General features: G+C 70.4%; 12 protein-coding genes. 5 read left to right on the plus strand and 7 right to left on the minus strand.

Going from position 1 to position 16,195, the window contains the following annotated elements; all coding sequences use genetic code 11:
* Positions 1-6: 6 nt before the first annotated feature.
* Positions 7-1,209: an acyl-CoA dehydrogenase family protein gene (locus tag AN215_RS04550; protein ID WP_070010098.1), complete on the minus strand. Its 1,203-nt coding sequence runs from the start codon at positions 1,207-1,209 to the stop codon at positions 7-9.
* Between the two features lie 563 nt (positions 1,210-1,772).
* Here AN215_RS04550 and AN215_RS04555 point away from each other — a divergent pair.
* Together AN215_RS04555 and AN215_RS04560 are read left to right on the plus strand one after the other, a co-directional pair.
* Complete coding sequence (locus tag AN215_RS04555) at positions 1,773-2,966, plus strand: Glu/Leu/Phe/Val dehydrogenase dimerization domain-containing protein (protein WP_070010097.1); 1,194 nt, start codon at positions 1,773-1,775, stop codon at positions 2,964-2,966.
* A 73-nt stretch (positions 2,967-3,039) separates the two neighbouring features.
* Entirely contained in the window at positions 3,040-3,609 is a 570-nt protein-coding gene (locus AN215_RS04560) for a GNAT family N-acetyltransferase (protein ID WP_070010096.1), read from the plus strand.
* Between the two features lie 73 nt (positions 3,610-3,682).
* On the opposite strand, the gene AN215_RS04565 is transcribed toward AN215_RS04560, so the two are convergent.
* The 3 genes from AN215_RS04565 to AN215_RS04575 form a co-directional block, all read right to left on the minus strand.
* On the minus strand, positions 3,683-5,017 hold the full coding sequence (locus AN215_RS04565) for a M14 family metallopeptidase (protein ID WP_070010095.1): 1,335 nt from the start codon (positions 5,015-5,017) through the stop codon (positions 3,683-3,685).
* 190 nt (positions 5,018-5,207) lie between these two features.
* A complete protein-coding gene (locus AN215_RS04570) occupies positions 5,208-6,359 on the minus strand; it encodes a S8 family peptidase (RefSeq protein WP_245694225.1) in 1,152 nt (383 codons plus the stop codon).
* 448 nt (positions 6,360-6,807) lie between these two features.
* Positions 6,808-7,254, minus strand: coding sequence for a PaaI family thioesterase (locus tag AN215_RS04575; RefSeq protein ID WP_070010093.1), 447 nt, complete (start codon positions 7,252-7,254; stop codon positions 6,808-6,810).
* 210 nt (positions 7,255-7,464) lie between these two features.
* Here AN215_RS04575 and AN215_RS04580 point away from each other — a divergent pair, with 210 nt between their 5' ends.
* The 3 genes from AN215_RS04580 (at position 7,465) to AN215_RS04590 (ending at position 10,918) form a co-directional block, all read left to right on the plus strand.
* On the plus strand, positions 7,465-8,604 hold the full coding sequence (locus AN215_RS04580) for a site-2 protease family protein (RefSeq protein ID WP_079122691.1): 1,140 nt from the start codon (positions 7,465-7,467) through the stop codon (positions 8,602-8,604).
* 174 nt (positions 8,605-8,778) lie between these two features.
* Positions 8,779-9,969 (plus strand): NAD(P)/FAD-dependent oxidoreductase, encoded by a 1,191-nt coding sequence (locus AN215_RS04585; RefSeq protein ID WP_070010092.1) that lies wholly within the window; start codon positions 8,779-8,781, stop codon positions 9,967-9,969.
* A gap of 10 nt (positions 9,970-9,979) precedes the next feature.
* Positions 9,980-10,918, plus strand: a complete 939-nt coding sequence (locus AN215_RS04590; RefSeq protein ID WP_070010091.1) for a sigma-70 family RNA polymerase sigma factor — start codon at positions 9,980-9,982, stop codon at positions 10,916-10,918.
* 33 nt (positions 10,919-10,951) lie between these two features.
* Here the strand turns inward: AN215_RS04590 and AN215_RS04595 are convergent, their stop codons facing one another.
* From AN215_RS04595 to AN215_RS04605, 3 genes are read right to left on the minus strand one after another with little or no spacing between them, the layout of a single operon-like run.
* Positions 10,952-13,420 carry a GcvT family protein gene (locus AN215_RS04595; RefSeq protein WP_079122692.1) on the minus strand — a complete coding sequence of 823 codons (2,469 nt, stop codon included), beginning with the start codon at positions 13,418-13,420 and terminating at the stop codon, positions 10,952-10,954.
* On the minus strand, positions 13,417-15,033 hold the full coding sequence (locus AN215_RS04600; protein WP_070010090.1) for an APC family permease: 1,617 nt from the start codon (positions 15,031-15,033) through the stop codon (positions 13,417-13,419). Before AN215_RS04600 ends, AN215_RS04595 begins: the two co-directional genes overlap by 4 nt.
* A gap of 49 nt (positions 15,034-15,082) precedes the next feature.
* Positions 15,083-16,036 carry a choline kinase family protein gene (locus AN215_RS04605; RefSeq protein WP_070010089.1) on the minus strand — a complete coding sequence of 318 codons (954 nt, stop codon included), beginning with the start codon at positions 16,034-16,036 and terminating at the stop codon, positions 15,083-15,085.
* Positions 16,037-16,195 lie beyond the last annotated feature (159 nt).

Genomic DNA, 16,195 nt, shown 5'->3' on the forward strand with positions numbered 1-16,195 from the left:
GCCCCGTCAGGCCACCCCCAGCCTCCGCGCCGACGCCTGCGGCGCCAGACGCTGTGACCACTGACCCCGGGAGGTCCCCAGGGCCGTCTCCGCGAGGCGGTGGACCTGGATGTCGCCCGTGCCGGCGGGCGCGTAGGTGTGGTACGCGTCACGGACGAGGCGTTCGAGGGGACGGTCGGTCTGGAGGCCGGCCGCCGCGTGGATCTCCATGGCCGTGCGGGAGGAGTCGAGGGCCGCCTCGACGTTGATGTACTTGGCGTGCATCAGCTCCGCGTCGCACGGCTTGCCCTCGTCCAGGAGGTGCACGGCGTCGTAGGCGGTCAGCCTCGCGGTCATCAGCCGCGACTGCATCAGCCCGATCTTGTGCCTGACCGTGGGGAGGTCCGCCAGCGGACCGCCGTACCGCCGGCGCTCCTGCACGAAGCGGGTCGTCTCCTCCATGATCGCCTGGTGGATGCCCAGCGAGACCGCCGTCAGGTTGGGCCGGCCGTAGAGAATGCTGGAGGAGTACGCGACGGCCAAGCCGTCCCCCTCTTCCCCGACCAGGTTGGCGGCCGGTATCCGGCAGTCGTCGAGGACCAGCTCCCCGAAGCTGAAGCCGTGCAGGCCCATGGCCTGCTGGTGCGGGGTGAGCGAAAGGCCCGGCCGGTCCGACTCGACGAGGAAGGCCGACAGGCCCCTCGCGCCCGGGCCCGTACGGACGACGAAGCCGTGCACGTCGCCGACGTGGCTGTTGCCGACGAAGACCTTGCGGCCGTTGAGGACGTAGTCGCCGCCCTCCCTCCGGGCGGTGGCCTCCATGCCCAGGACGTGACCGCCGGACCCCGGCTCGGTGACCGCGATGGTGGGCAGGCACGACCCGTCGGCGAACCTCGGCAGCCAGTCCTGCTTCTGCCGTTCGCTGCCGAAGTGGATGACCTTGGCCACGCCCAGCTGGGACGCCTGGACCATTGCGCCCATGGCGCCGCTGACGCGTGAGATCTCCTCGATGACGATGGTCTTGGCGAGGTGGCCCGCACCCATGCCGCCGTAGGCGGGGTCGATGGTGACGCCGATCCAGCCCTGCTTGGCGATCAGCTCGGCCAGTTCCTGTTCGACGGCCGCGGAGGATTCCATCTCCGCCACCCGCGGGGCGACCTTGGTCTCCGCGAATTCCCTCACCTGCAGGCGGAGACGCTCGTGATCTTCGGTGACGTGCGAGGTGGACATCTCTCTTCCACTTTCTCCCCCGGGGCGGTTCTGGATCGGTTGGAGCGACGCCGCCGGTCGGAGCGGCAGAGGCGGCAGAGCCGGTACCCATCAGCCCGGATGTGGGCGTAACGGACATCGGCGTCACATGTGGGTGCTGGGTCGGATGAAGGGATGTGGAGGTTGAGCCGGCGCCCGGGCGGAACGGCCCGGCACGCTTCTCGAAATCGCCGGCCCCCGTGAAGCCGTCCGCGCGGCCGTCGGTGGCCGACGGAACCATTGCGGTGCAAGGGGGGCCGGTGCCAGGGGAGCGTCGAGCTCTCCCGGCCTGGGTTCGCAGAACCAATAGAGCACCATGTGCGACGGCTGTCGAGGGTGATGCGGCCGAAGTCACAGAAGGGTTTCGGCGCGATCTTGGACGTCGGAGCGGGCGGGTGCGCGGACGGCCAGGCCCCCGGGACCGGCCGGCGGTCCGGTGAATCGCCTCGTTGACACGGCTCCGGCACCTTTCGATACTGACTCGCCGATCAGTCGCGACCCACGCCCACCGCCCCTGGAGGCACCATGCCGGTCCGGTCTCTCCGATGAGCACGACCCCCGCGGACGCCCCGCTTGTCTCCCTCACGTGGACCGACCATGTGACAGGCCGCCAGGGCTACTTGGTCATAGACCGCCTCGTACGTGGCGTCTCCAGCGGCGGCCTGCGGATGCGCAAGGGCTGCACGCTTGACGAAGTGGCGGGCCTGGCACGGGGGATGACGATGAAGGAGGCGCTGCACTACGACCCGCAGGGCCGGTACGTACCACTCGGCGGAGCCAAGGGCGGCATCGACTGCGACCCGCAGGACCCGGAGGCCTACGGCGTGCTCGTGCGCTATCTGCGCGCGATGCGCCCGCACATCGAGCACTTCTGGACCACGGGCGAGGACCTCGGGCTGACGCAGACGACCGTGGACTCCGCGGCCGCCGAAGCCGGGCTGTCCTCCACCATCCAGGCCGTCTACCCGCTTCTCGACGACGAGCGTGCCGCGCGGCGACGGCTCGATGACGCCTTCGCCGTCGAAGTGGACGGCATCGGGCTCGACGAGCTGGTCGGCGGCTGCGGCGTCGCCGAAGCGGTGCTCGCGGCGCTCGACAGGGCCGGAGTGGCCTACGGGTCCGCCCGCGCCGCGGTGCAGGGGCTGGGCACCATGGGCGGCGCCACCGCCCGCTTCCTCTCCCGCGCCGGGCTGAAGATCGTCGCGGTGGCAGACGTCGAGGGGACCATCGCCGACCCCGCCGGGCTGGACGTGGAGGCCCTGCTCGCCGCGCGTGACGCGTACGGCACCGTGGACCGCTCGGCACTCGCCCCCGGCAACAGGCGGCTGCCGGGCGGCGCCTGGCTCTCCGCCGATGCCGAGGTCCTGGTCCCGGCAGCGGTCTCGTACGCCGTCGACACCGTCAACCAGTCGCAGATCACGGCCCGTTGGATCGTGGAGGCGGCCAACATGCCGGTGCTGCCGGAGGCCGAGGAACTGCTTGCCGCACGCGGGGTCACCGTACTGCCGGACGTCGTCGTCAACTCCTGCACGAACGCCTGGTGGTGGTGGACGCTCTTCGGCGACATCGGCGCCGACGCCGACGAGGCGTTCACCCGCACCCGCCGCTCGATGCGCGCCCTGACCGGCCTGATGCTGTCACGCGCGGAGGCCGACGGCACGACCCCGAGGGCTGCCGCCCACGCCATCGCCGCCGAGCGGCTGCCGGTCATCGCGGAGCGATTCGGGCGGTACGGGTGAACCCGTCGCCACGGGAGGCGCGAAGGAACTTATTGGTTTGCCGCCGGCCGGCCAAGTCGGATAGGAAATCCGCATGCTGAGGGGGAGCAAGGTCGGGCTCAGGGCCCGGCACGAGGACGACATCCCGGTCCTGCAGGCCGAGTTGCACAACGACGTGGTCAACTACTCGCGGTCCGACGACCAGCCGTGGCGCCCGGTCGCGCCCGGTGCGAAGGACTCGCAGTCGGTGGTGGACGACGACAAGAACCAGGCCCATGTCCGGTTCTCCGTGGTGGAGCTGGACGGTGGCGCGCTGCTCGGCTTCGCGAATCTGTGGGGCATCGACAATCACAACCGGTCCGCGCACATCGGGCTGGGGCTGCTGCCGTCCTGTCGCGGCAAGGGCTACGGCACGGACGTGGTCGCGGTTCTGTGCCACTACGGTTTCGTCGTGCGCGGCCTGCACCGGCTGCAGGTCGAGACGCTGTCGGACAACGCGGCGATGCTTGGCGCCGCCGAGCGCAACGGCTTCGTCCGGGAGGGCGTGCTGCGCTCCTCGGCCTGGGTGATGGGCGAGTTCATGGACGAGGTGCTGCTCGGCCTCCTCGTCCAGGACTGGAAGCCGGACTCGAAGCCGCGCTCGAAGCAGTACTCGAAGGGCTAGGCTGCCGCCCTGCCCAAGGGCCGGACCCCGGAGGCGCCGAAGCGCCCCCGGGGGTTCCCGGTGCGGCCGGCACTCAGGTGCCGGCGCAGTACTCCGCTTCCTTGCCGATGGAGCGGTACATGCAGTCGGCGTTCTCGATCAGCTGGAGCACCGCGTCGCGGTTGCGGTCCGTCTCGCGCTCGATGACCTCGTCCGGCGGGTAGAAGCCGCCGCCGGCGATGCTCTCCGGATACATCTCGAAGGTGTAGCCGAAGATCTTCTGGTTGCCCCACAGCCAGTCGTCGATCGAGCCGTCCGTGATGTAGAGGTCGCTGGACTGCTCGGCGGTGTAGCCGTTGCTCGCGCCCATCTTCTCGCCGACGGCCGCGAAGGCGTCACGGTCGTCCTGGGTGAGCCCCTCGGCGGTGTCGTCGTGGGTGTATCCGTAGGGCCACAGCACCAGTTCGCTGTAGGTGTGGAAGTCGATGGCCGCCTTGATCTGCTGCTTGCCTCCCGTGACCCGGGAGCGTACGAAGTCGGCGACGACCTTCACCTCGGGTGCCGACTCGGCGGACGGGCCCCGGTAGGTCTCAGAGCTCTCGTTGCCGGAAGAGCCGCCGCAGCAGCCCCACTTGTAGTCCCAGTTGCGGTTGAGGTCCGTACCGACCGCTCCGGCACCGGAGTTGGGCTGCCGGTTCTTGCGCCAGCTGCGGTAGGAGCCGGACTCGATGTCGTATTCGCCGCCGTCCGGATTGAGGTCGGGGACGATCCAGATCTCGCGGCCGTTCACGGCGTCCGCTATGCGGGAGTCCGTCGCGTAGTCCTCGCCGAACTCGCGCAGCAGGTAGAGCGCCATCTCGACGGTGAGGTGCTCGCGGGCGTGCTGGTGGTGGGTGAAGAGGACCTCGGGCTCGTCCTCGTCCGTGCCGACGTTGTCGCTGACCTTGACGGCGATGATGTCCCGGCCCTCGTGGGACTTGCCGATGACGGTCTTGCTCATGATCGAGGGGTTCTGCTCGATGCGCTGGTCGATCTCGTTCATCGCTTCGGCGTAGTTGTGGTAACCCGCGTCGTCGGGTGGGAAGTCGCGGGGCTCGGCGTCACGTCCGCCGGTGCGGGCAGGAGGCCCGGCCAGCTTCTTGAGGTCGTGTCCGAGCTTCCGCAGCGTGCGGGTCTGCGACGGGTCGGCGCTGACGACCACGGAGTGGTCGTGGACCTCGTCGATCGAGACTCCGGTGGCCGCGAGGGCGGTGCGGGCCGCCGGAGTGGACGGCCCGTGGATCTCGTACTGCCTGATGGTCTCCTCGGCGGTCGCGGTGGACGGCCGGTCGGGGGAAGAGGCGGTGGCTGCGGTGAGCGGCGCCGCGAGTGCGAGCGCCAGCAGGGCGGCGAAGGCGGCGGACCGCTTTCGGTGTGTACGAAGTCGCATGGCAACTCCTGGATCGGGAGCAAGGGGGGTGCCCGGAGGGCGCGGACGGGTCCGCGCCCTCCGGTCTGGCGATGCGAGGTGCTGTACGGCGTCCCGGGGCCGGCGGCACGGCCGTGGCTGCGCGCGCCGGGCCCGGGTGCGGTCCGGTGCTGGGAGGAACGGATGCTTCTCCGCGCACCGGACCGACGGATCAGAACAGGCTGTGGAGGAGCTTGTTCGGGGAACCGGTCATCGGGTCCTGGACCTTGTCGTTCGTGGCGTTGTTCACGAGCGCGTCGCGGACCTCGGCGGGGGAGGCGTCGGGGTGGTCGGCCAGGTAGAGGGCGGCCACACCGGCCGTGTGCGGCGAGGCCATGGACGTACCGCTGATGGTGCTGGTGGCGGAGTCGTCATCGATCCAGGCGGACGTGACGTCCACGCCGGGCGCGAACAGGTCCACGCACGTCCCGTAGTTGGAGAAGGAGGCGCGTGCGTCCGCGTTGTCGGTGGCGCCGACCGTTATCGCCTCGGTCACCCGGGCGGGGCTGGCGGTGCAGGCGTCCTGGGGGAAGCCGAGGAAGTCGCCGTTCCCGGCGGCGAGGGCGTAACTGACGCCGGAGGAGATGGAGTTGCGCACTGCGTTGTCGAGTGTGTCGCTGGCGCTGCCGCCGAGACTCATGTTGGCGACGGCGGGCTTCGCGGCGTTGGCGGTGACCCAGTCGACGCCCGCGACCACACCGGAGACGGTGCCGGATCCGTTGCAGTCGAGGACGCGGACACCCACGACCGAGGCTTCCTTGGCCACCCCGTACGTGGTCCCGGCAGTGGTACCTGCGACGTGTGTGCCGTGCCCGTTGCAGTCGTTGCCGTTCTGGCCGTCGCCGACGGTGTCGGTGCCGATGGACGCCCGGCCGCCGAACTCGCTGTGCGAGGTGCGGACTCCGGTGTCGATGACGTAGATGTTCACGCCAGAGGCCGTGGTGTTGTAGGTGTACGTGCTGTCGAGCGGCAGGTCGCGCTGGTCGATCCGGTCGATTCCCCAGGTGGCGTCCTGCTGGGTGTCGCTGACCGTGATCTTGGAGTCCTGCTCCACGAGGGCGACGCGCGGGTCGGTGGCCAGCTTGCGTGCCTGAGCCTCCGTCATCTTCGCGGAGAAACCATTCAGCACGTCGTCGTAGACATGCGCGGGACGGCCTTTGCCGGGGGTGAGTTCGTCCGCGACGGAGCCGGTGGACCGGGTGCCGTCCTTGAGGGTGACGATCCAGCTGCCCGGGATCTCCGTCCCGGTGGGTGCAAGCTTCACGTCGGCGGGGGAGGGCGTGGCGCTGTGGGCCGGCGTTCCGGCCAGTTGTATGCCTGCCATCAGCAGGACTGCTGGGACGAGGGCGCTGAGACGACGGGTGACAGATCGCATGAAGTGCACCAGACCTTTCCTGGACCAAATCTCGGACGCGTGCGGACCGGGCTGCTGCGTGCCTCGACCTGGCAGGGGCGTGGTGGGGCACGCGGATGTGTGACTGGTCAGGTGGTACACGGGGCAACTGGAGCTGCTTCCGGCCGAGTTGATCCGGCGTGCCGCCGAGCTTGGGTTCCGGTTGTCCGTCGGTGGGACGAGAACACCCGGGCCGGCGCACCGAAGCTGTCAACAGCCCTTGTCGAAGCCGCTGCCCTGCTGCGCAGAAGTCTGCGGGGCCCTGAAGACCTCGTCAAGAGCACGTCAAGAGTCAAGAGCCTCGGCCGGCGGGGGAATCGGCACGGGGCGGGCGGGCCGGGCCCGCGGTGTGGTCCTGCGAACGTCGGTCAGCGGGTTTTCAGACGGCGGACGCCGCGTCCGCGAGGTCGATGACGCGGGCGGTGGCGGAGGCCGTGGCGATCGTCGACTCGTCGCCGTCGAAGAGGGACGCCTCCAGGAACGCGAGATCACCCTCGCGGCGCACCACGCGTCCCCGCCCGATGAGCCGCCCCGGACGGGCCGGACGCAGGAAGCTCACCTTCAGCTCCAGGGTGGACTGGAACTCCCCGGGGCCGACCGTGGCGAGCAGGGCGGGGCCCACGGTGTCGTAGAGCATCGCGGAGAGGAACGCTCCCAGGACGTTGCCCATGGGGTTGGTGAAGTCCTCCGTCGCCGTGAACGCCAGCTCGATCGTGCCCTGTTCGGGATCGGCGTCCAGGAACTCAAGCCCCAGCGTCTGCGCTGCCCGCGGCATGGGCGCATGCCCGGCAACGCCGTCCCAGAACGGTCCGGTCCTCTCGGGCATGGTCGCTGCTCCTTCCGTCGCCTGCCTCCGCGGCCCTCGCGGCCTCCGCGGTCATCCGCATTGTCAGGCAAACGCGAGAGGTTCCGCGGTTCTTCCACACCCGCCCGGCCTCTCCGCAACCGCCCCACCGATGGCCCCCGGGGCGGTTCAAGTGGGCGGGCCGGTGGGACGACTGACTGTTCGTAGACGCTTCGAGCAGGGGAGAGAGACGTGCGGGCGACCTTCGTGATGGGACGGATCGCCGGTGTCCGTATCGGCGTCCACTGGAGCGTGCTGCTCATCTTCGGGCTCATCGCCTTCGGCCTGGCGCAGGGCCGCCTCGCCGACGCGTATCCGGACCAGCCGGTGGCCGTGTACTGGGTGGCCGGGTTCCTCGCGGCCGTCGTCTTCTTCTTCTCACTCCTCGCGCACGAACTGGCCCACGCCCTCGTGGCCCGGCGTAACGGCATCGACGTGGACGACATCGTCCTGTGGCTGCTCGGCGGAGCGGCCCGGATGAAGTCGGAGGCCGCGACCCCGGCAGCGGAGCTGCGGATCGCGGGCGTCGGCCCGCTGGTCAGCCTCCTGCTGGGCGGTCTGTTCGTGCTCACCGCCTGGGTGCTGGACGTGGCAGCCGCACCGGGGCTCGTCGTCGAGGCGGTGGCCTGGCTGGCGGCCATCAACGTCCTGCTCGCGGTCTTCAACTCCGTTCCCGCCGCCCCGCTCGACGGTGGCCGGCTGCTTCGTGCCTTCCTCTGGTGGCGTACGGGCGACCGGCTGAAGGCGACGGCGGGCGCCACCACCGCGGGACGTGTCTTCGGGTGGCTGCTGGTGCTGCTGGGACTCGTGCTCTTCCTGGGCAGCGGCTCGTTCGGCGGACTGTGGCTCTCGCTGGTCGGCTGGTTCCTCATCGCGGCCGCCACCGCCGAGGGACGGCAGGCGCAGCTGCGCGGGGTGCTGTCCGGCGTGCCGGTGCGGGACGCGATGACGCCCGATCCCATCACGGCGCTCACCGGGCTGATCGTGGCCGACTTCCTGGCCGGTCCGTCCTACCGGAAGCGGCACTCCGCCTTCCCGGTCGTCGGCGAAGCGGGAGCACCGGTGGGGCTGCTCACGCTGGAGGGCGCCAGACGGGTGCCGTGGGACAGCGCCGAGAAGGTGACGGTGGACGAGGTGATGGTGCCGCTGTCCCAGGTCACGGTCGTGGGTCCGCAGGACTCGCTGGCGGACCTGCTGCCGCGCATGGAGTCCGGTGCGCACAACCGGGTCCTGGTGGCGGACGGAGGGAGGCTCGTCGGCATCCTCACCCTCTCGGACGTGAGCCGCACGGTGACGTGGCTCATGGACTTCGCGGAGCCGGGGCGGCGCTAGGAGTCTCCGGGCGGCGTGCCCACCTTCACCGGGCAGACGGATCTCGCAGGCAGGTCGCCCGGGAGCGTCCGAGTCCTTCGTCCTGGTCGGGTGACCCGCGTCACATCAGGCTGCTGTCAGAAATCGGGGCGCCGTCTCGTTCAAGGGGCACGCGAACGAGACAGGAGCCACGCCATGAAGCACCGCATCGTCGTACTCGGCGCCGGTTACGCCGGGGCCTTCGCCGCCGGCAACCTGGCCCGCCGGCTCTCCCCGGCGGACACCGAGATCACCGTCGTCAACGCCGTGCCCGGTTTCGTCGAGCGGATGCGGCTCCACCAGCTCGCGACCGGTCAGGACGTCGCGTTCCGCGAGCTCGCCGACGTGTTCGCGGGCACCGGCGTGCGGCTGCGCCTGGCGCGCGTCACCGGCATCGACCCCGAGAGCATGACCGTCGCCGTGACCGGCGAGGACGGCGACGGCGAACTCGCCTACGACACGCTTCTCTACGCGCTCGGCAGCTCCGTGGCCCACCACGGTGTCCCCGGCGTGGCCGAGCACGCCTTCGATGTGACCGGCCTGTCCTCGGCGCTGCGTCTGCGCGAGCGCCTGGCCGGCCTCGGCGAGGGCGGCACCGTGCTGGTCGTCGGTGAAGGGCTGACCGGCATCGAGACCGCCACCGAGTTCGCCGAGTCCCGGCCGGGCCTGTCGGTCGCGCTCGCCGCCCGCGGCGAGCTGGGCGACTGGCTCTCCCCGAAGGCCCGCCGTCACCTGCGCCAGGCCTTCGACCGGCTCGGCGTCACCGTCCACGAGCACACCCGCATCGAAGCCGTCGAGCCGGGACGGGCGATCGCCGCCGGCGGTACGTCCGTCCCGGCTGACGTGACCGTGTGGTCGGCCGGGTTCGCCGTGCCCCTCATCGCGGCCGCCGCCGGCCTGGAGGTTGCCGGGACCGGCCAGATCGTTGTCGACCGCACCATGCGCTCGGTCTCGCACCCGGACGTCTACGCCGCCGGTGACTGCGCCTACGCGATCGGCGAGAACGGCCGGCCGCTGCCGATGTCCTGTGCCTCGGCCGGCTTCACCAACATGCAGGCGACCGCCGCGATCATTGCGCGCCTGACGGGCGGCGAGGTCCCTGCCACCGGGTTGAAGTACTACGGCAACCACATCAGCCTCGGGCGGCGGGACGCGATCTTCCAGATGGTGGACGGGAACGTCCGGTCGAAGTCCTGGTACCTGGGCGGCCGGACCGCCGCGCGGCTCAAGTCGGGCGTGCTCAAGGGGGCCGGGTTCGGCATCGCCCACCCGACCTTCGGCATGCCGAAGCGCAAGCGTCGCCTCGTCACCGCGCCTGACCGGGTCGGTGTGAGGGGCGCCGCATAGGCTGTTCCGCATGGACAGCGCGGCCATCGAGCGGTTCGAGGCCAGCCGGGGCCGGCTGGCCTCACTCGCGTACCGTCTGCTCGGCTCGGCGGCCGACGCCGAGGACGCCGTGCAGGACGCTTTCCTGCGCTGGCAGGCCGCGGACCGGGAACGTATCGAGGTGCCGGAGGCGTGGCTGACCAAGGTCGTCACCAATCTCTGCCTCGACCGGCTCCGTTCGGCGCAGGCCCGCCATGAGCGCGCTGCCGGGGACTGGCTGCCCGAGCCGCTCCTCGAAGGCGACCCGATGCTCGGCCCTGCCGAAAGCTTCGAGCAGCGCGAATCGGTGTCCCTCGCCGTACTGATCCTCATGGAGCGCCTCTCGCCGGTCGAGCGGGCCGCTTACGTCCTGCGTGAGGCCTTCTCGTACCCGCACGTCGAGATCGCCGGGATCCTGGACATCACCGAGTCCGCAAGCCAGCAGCATGTGCACCGGGCCCGGCGCCGGGTCGCCGCCGAGCGCCGCGGCGACGGCGAGGCGGACCCCGCGTCCGCGCGCCGGATCGTGGAGGAGTTCCTCGCTGCCGCCGCGTCGGGGCGCACCGAACGGCTGGTGGCGATGCTCACCGCCGACGCGACCGCGGTCTCGGACGGCGCCGGACTGGCCAGGCGGCTGCTGCGGTACGAGACGGGCGAGCGCGTCGCCTCCTTCGTGCGGGCCGGCTTCAAACCCACACCGGCCAAGCGGCGGCTGGCCGGCGGCTCACCCGCCTTCCACATCGCGCCGGTCAACGGCTCGCCAGCTGTCGTCGCCGTGGTCGGCGAACGGGTCGTGGGCGCCGTGGCGTTCGAATTCAGCGACGGCAAAGTCGCGTCCCTGCACGGCATCGCCGCCGCGGACCGGCTCACGCGTCTCAATGAGGCCTGGCAGCAGCACGAGTCCGACCCGCCGGTCATCAGCGCATGGTGACAGGCGCGTCAGGCACCGGCACCCGGCCCCGCCTCACCGCCCGACCTTGCTGAAGTCCGGGTCGTACGGCGCACGCAGGTGCACGGTGGCCGGGTGGAGCCGGCCGCCGACGTCGATCTCGTACGTGCCTGAGGTGAGGTAGCCGCGGGTGACCGGCTCGCCGTCGCGGCGCCGTACGTACGCGAGACCGGCGCACGCGCCGAGCGTGGCCCCCCATGCGGCGGAGGTGACCTGGCCGACGGCGGCCCCGTCGCGCAGCACCAGCTCACCGCCCCACATCATCGGTTCGGGCTCGTCGAGTACGAAGGACACCATCCTGCGCCGCGGCCCGTCGGACCTGGCCTTCTCGACCGCCTCACGTCCGCGGAAGGGGATGTCCGACCTGAGCTTGCACGCGAAGAGCAGCCCCGCCTCGACCGGGTTGTAGTCCGCCGTGAGGTCGCTGCCGATGGCACGGTAACCCTTCTCCAGCCGCAGCGAGTTGATGGCGTAGTACCCGGCGTCGACGAGGCCGTGCTGCTCGCCGGCCGCCTTGAGGAGCTCGTAGACGCCGACGGCGAACTCGACCGGTACGTACAGCTCCCAGCCGAGCTCGCCGACGTAGGTGATGCGGGTCGCCCGGACCGTGAAGTGGCCCAGGTCGATCTCCCGGCTGGTGGCGAAGGGGAACGCCTCGTGGGAGAGGTCGCTGCGGGACAGACCCTGCAGCAGGTCGCGGGAGGCCGGGCCCATCACGCCGTAGACGGCGTACATCGACGTCACGTCGACGACCGCGACGTGTGCGTCGGGGGCGGTCTGCTTCACGACGAGGTCGAGGTCCCGCCGCACCGCGCCGGAGCTGGTGACCCAGAGGAACTCGTCACGGGAGAGGCGGGTGACGGTGACGTCGGCCTCGTATCCGCCGCGGTCGCCCAGCACACCCGTGTAGACCGTACGGCCCGGGGGGACGGCGACGTCAGCCGTGCACAGCCACTGCAACAGGGCCTCCGCGTCGCGGCCCTTGACGAGCAGCTTTCCGAACGACGTCTGGTCGAACAGGGCGACGCTTTCGCGTGCGGCCCGGTGTTCGGCGTCGGCCCACGGCTGCCAGTTCTGCTTGCCCCAGGCGTACTTCCGGACCGGTTCCGTGCCGGCGGGGGCGAAGACGTCGGCTCGCTCCCAGCCCATCTTCGAGCCGAACAGGGCGCCCGCGTCCGCCAGGAGGTGGTGGACCGGCGAGCGGCGGAACGGACGGGCGGTGACGGGTTCGCGGTTGGGCCAGGGCACTTCGTAGTGCAGGCCGAGAATCTCGCCGACGCGGGCGCGCAGCCACTGGTTGTTGCCGTTGAAGGGGCCGAAGCGGCGGATGTCGACGCCCGCGACGTCGCCCGAGGGGGAGCCGTCGACGATCCATTCGGCAAGGGCGCGTCCGGCGCCGCCGGCGGAGGCGATGCCGACGGAGTTGAAGCCCGCCCCCACGTAGAAGTTCCGCAGCTCGGGCGCCTCGCCGAGGATGAACTGGTTGTCGGGCGTGAAGCTCTCCGGCCCGTTGTAGAACTTCTTGATGCCGGTCTCGTGCAGCGCGGGGATGCGCAGCAGGGCGCTCTCCATGAGGACGGAGAAGTGGTCCCAGTCCTCCGCGAGCAGCTGGAACTCGAAGGGGTGGGGCAGTTCGTCGGGTGCCACCCACGGCTTGGCCTCGGGTTCGAAGCCCCCGACGACGAGGCCGCCCACCTCCTCCTTGAAGTAGGTGTAGCCGTCGGGGTCGCGGAGGATGGGCAAGTCTCCGCGTACGCCGTCGATCCGGTCGGTGACGACGTAGAAGTGCTCGGCAGAGTGCAACGGCACGTTCACGCCGGCCAGTTCGCCCACCGCCTTGGCCCACTGCCCGGCGCAGTTGACCACGAACTCCGCCTCGATCTCGCCCTGTTCGGTCCTGACCCCGGTGACCGCGCCGTCGCGCGTGGCGATCCCGGTGACCCTCGTCCGCTCGATCACCCGGGCGCCGCGCATCCGGGCGCCCTTGGCGAGGGAGTTGGTGAGGTCGGTGGGGTTGGCCGTGCCGTCACCGGGCAGCCAGATCGCGCCGAGCAGATCCTGGGTCTCCAGGACCGGATAGAGCTCCTTCGCGCGGGCGGGGCTGATCAGTTCGCAGTCGAGGTCGTAGGCCTCTGCGGTGGCGGCGGTCCGCCGCAGCTGCGTCATGCGGTCCTCGGTACGGGCCACGGTGACGCCGCCGCAGCGCTTGTAGCCGGTCGCCAGACCGGTCTCGGCCTCCAGCCGCTCGTAGAGCCGGGTGGAGTACTGGACGAGGCGGGTGCCGCTCTGCGAGGCCCTCAACTGCCCGACGAGGCCTGCCGCGTGCCACGTCGTACCGCAGGAGAGCTGCCCCTGTTCGAGCAGCACCACGTCGCTCCAGCCCAGTTCGGTGAGGTGGTAGGCCACGCTGGTGCCGATGACGCCGCCGCCGATGACGACCACGCGTGCACGGTCGGGCAGCCGCCGGTCCGGTCCCGGGCTCACCGCAGGATCCCGTCGCCGAGACCGTCCGCTTCACCGGTCGCCGGCCGGCCGTCCGTTCCGCCCTCGGCGCCCGTCCCGGCGTCCGCCACGAAGTGGTGTTCCCGCGCGACCTCGTCGGCCTTGTGCCGCTGTACGAGCAGGTAGTACGCGCCGCCCAGCACCGCCACCCCGGCGAAGCTGACGACTCCGCCCCACGCGTAGCCGCCTTCCCCGTACAGGTCGACCCGTGGCCACAGCAGATTGACGGTCATCAGCAGACCGTATGCGACGGCCAGTCCGTTCACGACGAGCCCCGGGACCCGTCCCAGCGTGAACAGCCCGGTGCCGCCCCGGTCGTGCGGCCAGCCGCCGAGCCTGCGCCTGAGCACGGGCACGGTCACCAGCAGATAGGCGGCGTAGACGATCGCGATCGCGACGGACGTGACGATGGAGAAGATCTTGGGGTTGCCGACGTTGACGATCAGGATCGCCGCGGCCACCAGGCCGGAGACGAGCGCCGGAGCCGCGGGCGACTGCCGTGCCTCGGTGACGTGGGCGAGTTTCTCCCCGAAGGGCAGCTTGTTGTCGCGGGCCATGGAGAAGGCGATCCTGATCGTCGCCGTCTGGATCGCGAGGGTGCAGATGAAGACGGCGATCGCGACGTCCAGGAGAATGATCTTGCCCATGGTGGAGCCCAGCACCGTCTGCAGGATGTACGGAAGACCAGCCGTGCCGAGCTTGTCCAGGTCGAGCGTGCGGGTCGCCATGAGTGCGAGCAGCAGCAGCAGTGCCCCGGCGATGCCCGCCGCGCCGAGGGCCTGGAGCAGGGCGACCGGAGTGCGCTTGCGGGGATTCCGGGTCTCCTCCGCGAGCGAACCGGCCGTGTCGAAGCCGAACATGACGAACGCGGGCATGATCGCCGCCATCAGCAGCGGTGCACCGTAACCGAGGACCTCCCAGCCGTGGAGGCCGGGACCGGCGCCCTGCGTCGTGGCGACGACCTCCGGACCGCGTACGGCGTGCACCGCCAGCAGCACCAGCACCACGGCGACGCCCAGCAACTCGGCTGCCACGCCCACGTTGTTGACCTTCGTCATGACCTTCACGCCGAGCGCATTGATCACTGTGGTCAGGGCGATGCAGACGGTGCCGAGGAATACGGCGTTGTGCGTGTCGTCCGCGAACACCTGGAAGCCCGCCCAGAGTTGCGGCAGCACCACCTGGAGCGCCATCGTCACGGCGGCCACGCTGACGAGCGAGCCGACGAGCATCGTCCAGCCCGCCATCCAGGCGCCGCCGGGGCCGGAGATCCGCTTCGACCACTGGTAGACGGACCCGGCGATCGGGAACCGAGCGCTGAGCTCGGCGAAGACCAGCGCCACACAGAACTGCCCGCCGAGCACGATCAGCCACGCCCAGAAGATCAGCGGGCCGCCGAACCCGTAGCCCAGACCGAACAGCTGGAACATGCCGGTCAGGATGGAGATGTAGCTGAAGCCCGCGGCGAAGGAGGAGAAACCCCCGAGCCCCCGGTGCAGCCGCTGGCGATAGCCGAGCGAGGCGAGGTCGTCGGAATCCACCGTGTCGGACCGGACGGACCGGCTGTCCTGCGTCGTCGCGTTGCTCTTGCGCATGGTGGGCCTTTCGGGAGCGGCAGGCGAATGGCGTGTCCGGTTCCGGTGGTCATTCCGGGAGTGCGGCCTCGTCCAGAAGACGCTCGAAGCGGCGGTCGTCGGAGCAGATCGCGACCGCTGAGTCGTACTTCTCCATTCCCCAGCTCCAGAAGTCGAAGTCGATGCTGCTTGTCGCCTGCTGGATCGACGCCCAAAGCGTCCATCCGTACTTCGACATCAGCCCCTGGAGCTGCGCGCGTGCCACTTTGCCCGGTCGGGGGCGGCCGAAGTAGGCGGTGATCAGCTCCTCCAGCTGATCGAGTGACAGGTGGCATTCGCTCCAGATGTTGCCCAGCTCGAAGCAGGGGTCGTTGTTGCCCGAATACTCGTAGTCGATGATCCGGATCTGCTCGCCGTCGTCGATGAAGTTCTCGGCGAGGAGGTCGTTGTTACAGGGCACCGTGGTCACGGGGGTGGCGTCGAGTACGGCGCGTACGCGGTGCACGTACTCCATGTTCGCCAAGTAGCCCTCGGGCAGCCGGAATCCGCGCGTACGCACCGTGGCGAGATACTGGTCCTGCACGGCGGCCATGTCGAAGTCGCCAGCGAAGCGCGGCCCTTGGTGGAGCCGGCGGCAGGACTCCGCGACACGGGCCGGGTTCCCGGGCCGCCTCACCAGCTCCTCCGACAAGGTCACGCCGTCGATGTGGCCGACCACGAGCATTCCGTGCTCGGGGAGGTAGTCGATGACCGGAGCGCCGACGCCCGCCTCTGCGGCAGCACGGGAGTTGTGGAACTCGTGGTCGCGGTCGATGGGCAGCTCGGGTTCGTTCCCGAAGATCCTCACGACGCAGTCGACGCCGGCGGCCACGACCCGGTAGTTGCGGTTGGTCAGCCCGCCCGGGAGCCGTACGACCCTGCGAGAGAGGCCCGCGAGGACGGGGATCTTCTCCAGCAGATCATTCAGCCCGCCGTCCTCCGCCGGTGCGAGGCCCTCCACGATGCCGGTGTCCTGCTTGTCCATTCGCGGTCGCTCCTCAGGTCCTGCGTCCGGATCTCGGCCCCGAATCCTCCTCGCCGCGGGGCATGTGGCCAAGAGGGCGCGCTCGGAGGGCTTCCTGCGCTCGATGTCAGCACGGTCGCGTAGCGTGACCGGTGGTGACGTGCTGCGCTCAGGTTGTTG

Source organism: Streptomyces abyssalis, assembly GCF_001751365.1.
In the GTDB taxonomy this organism is placed as follows: domain Bacteria; phylum Actinomycetota; class Actinomycetes; order Streptomycetales; family Streptomycetaceae; genus Streptomyces; species Streptomyces abyssalis.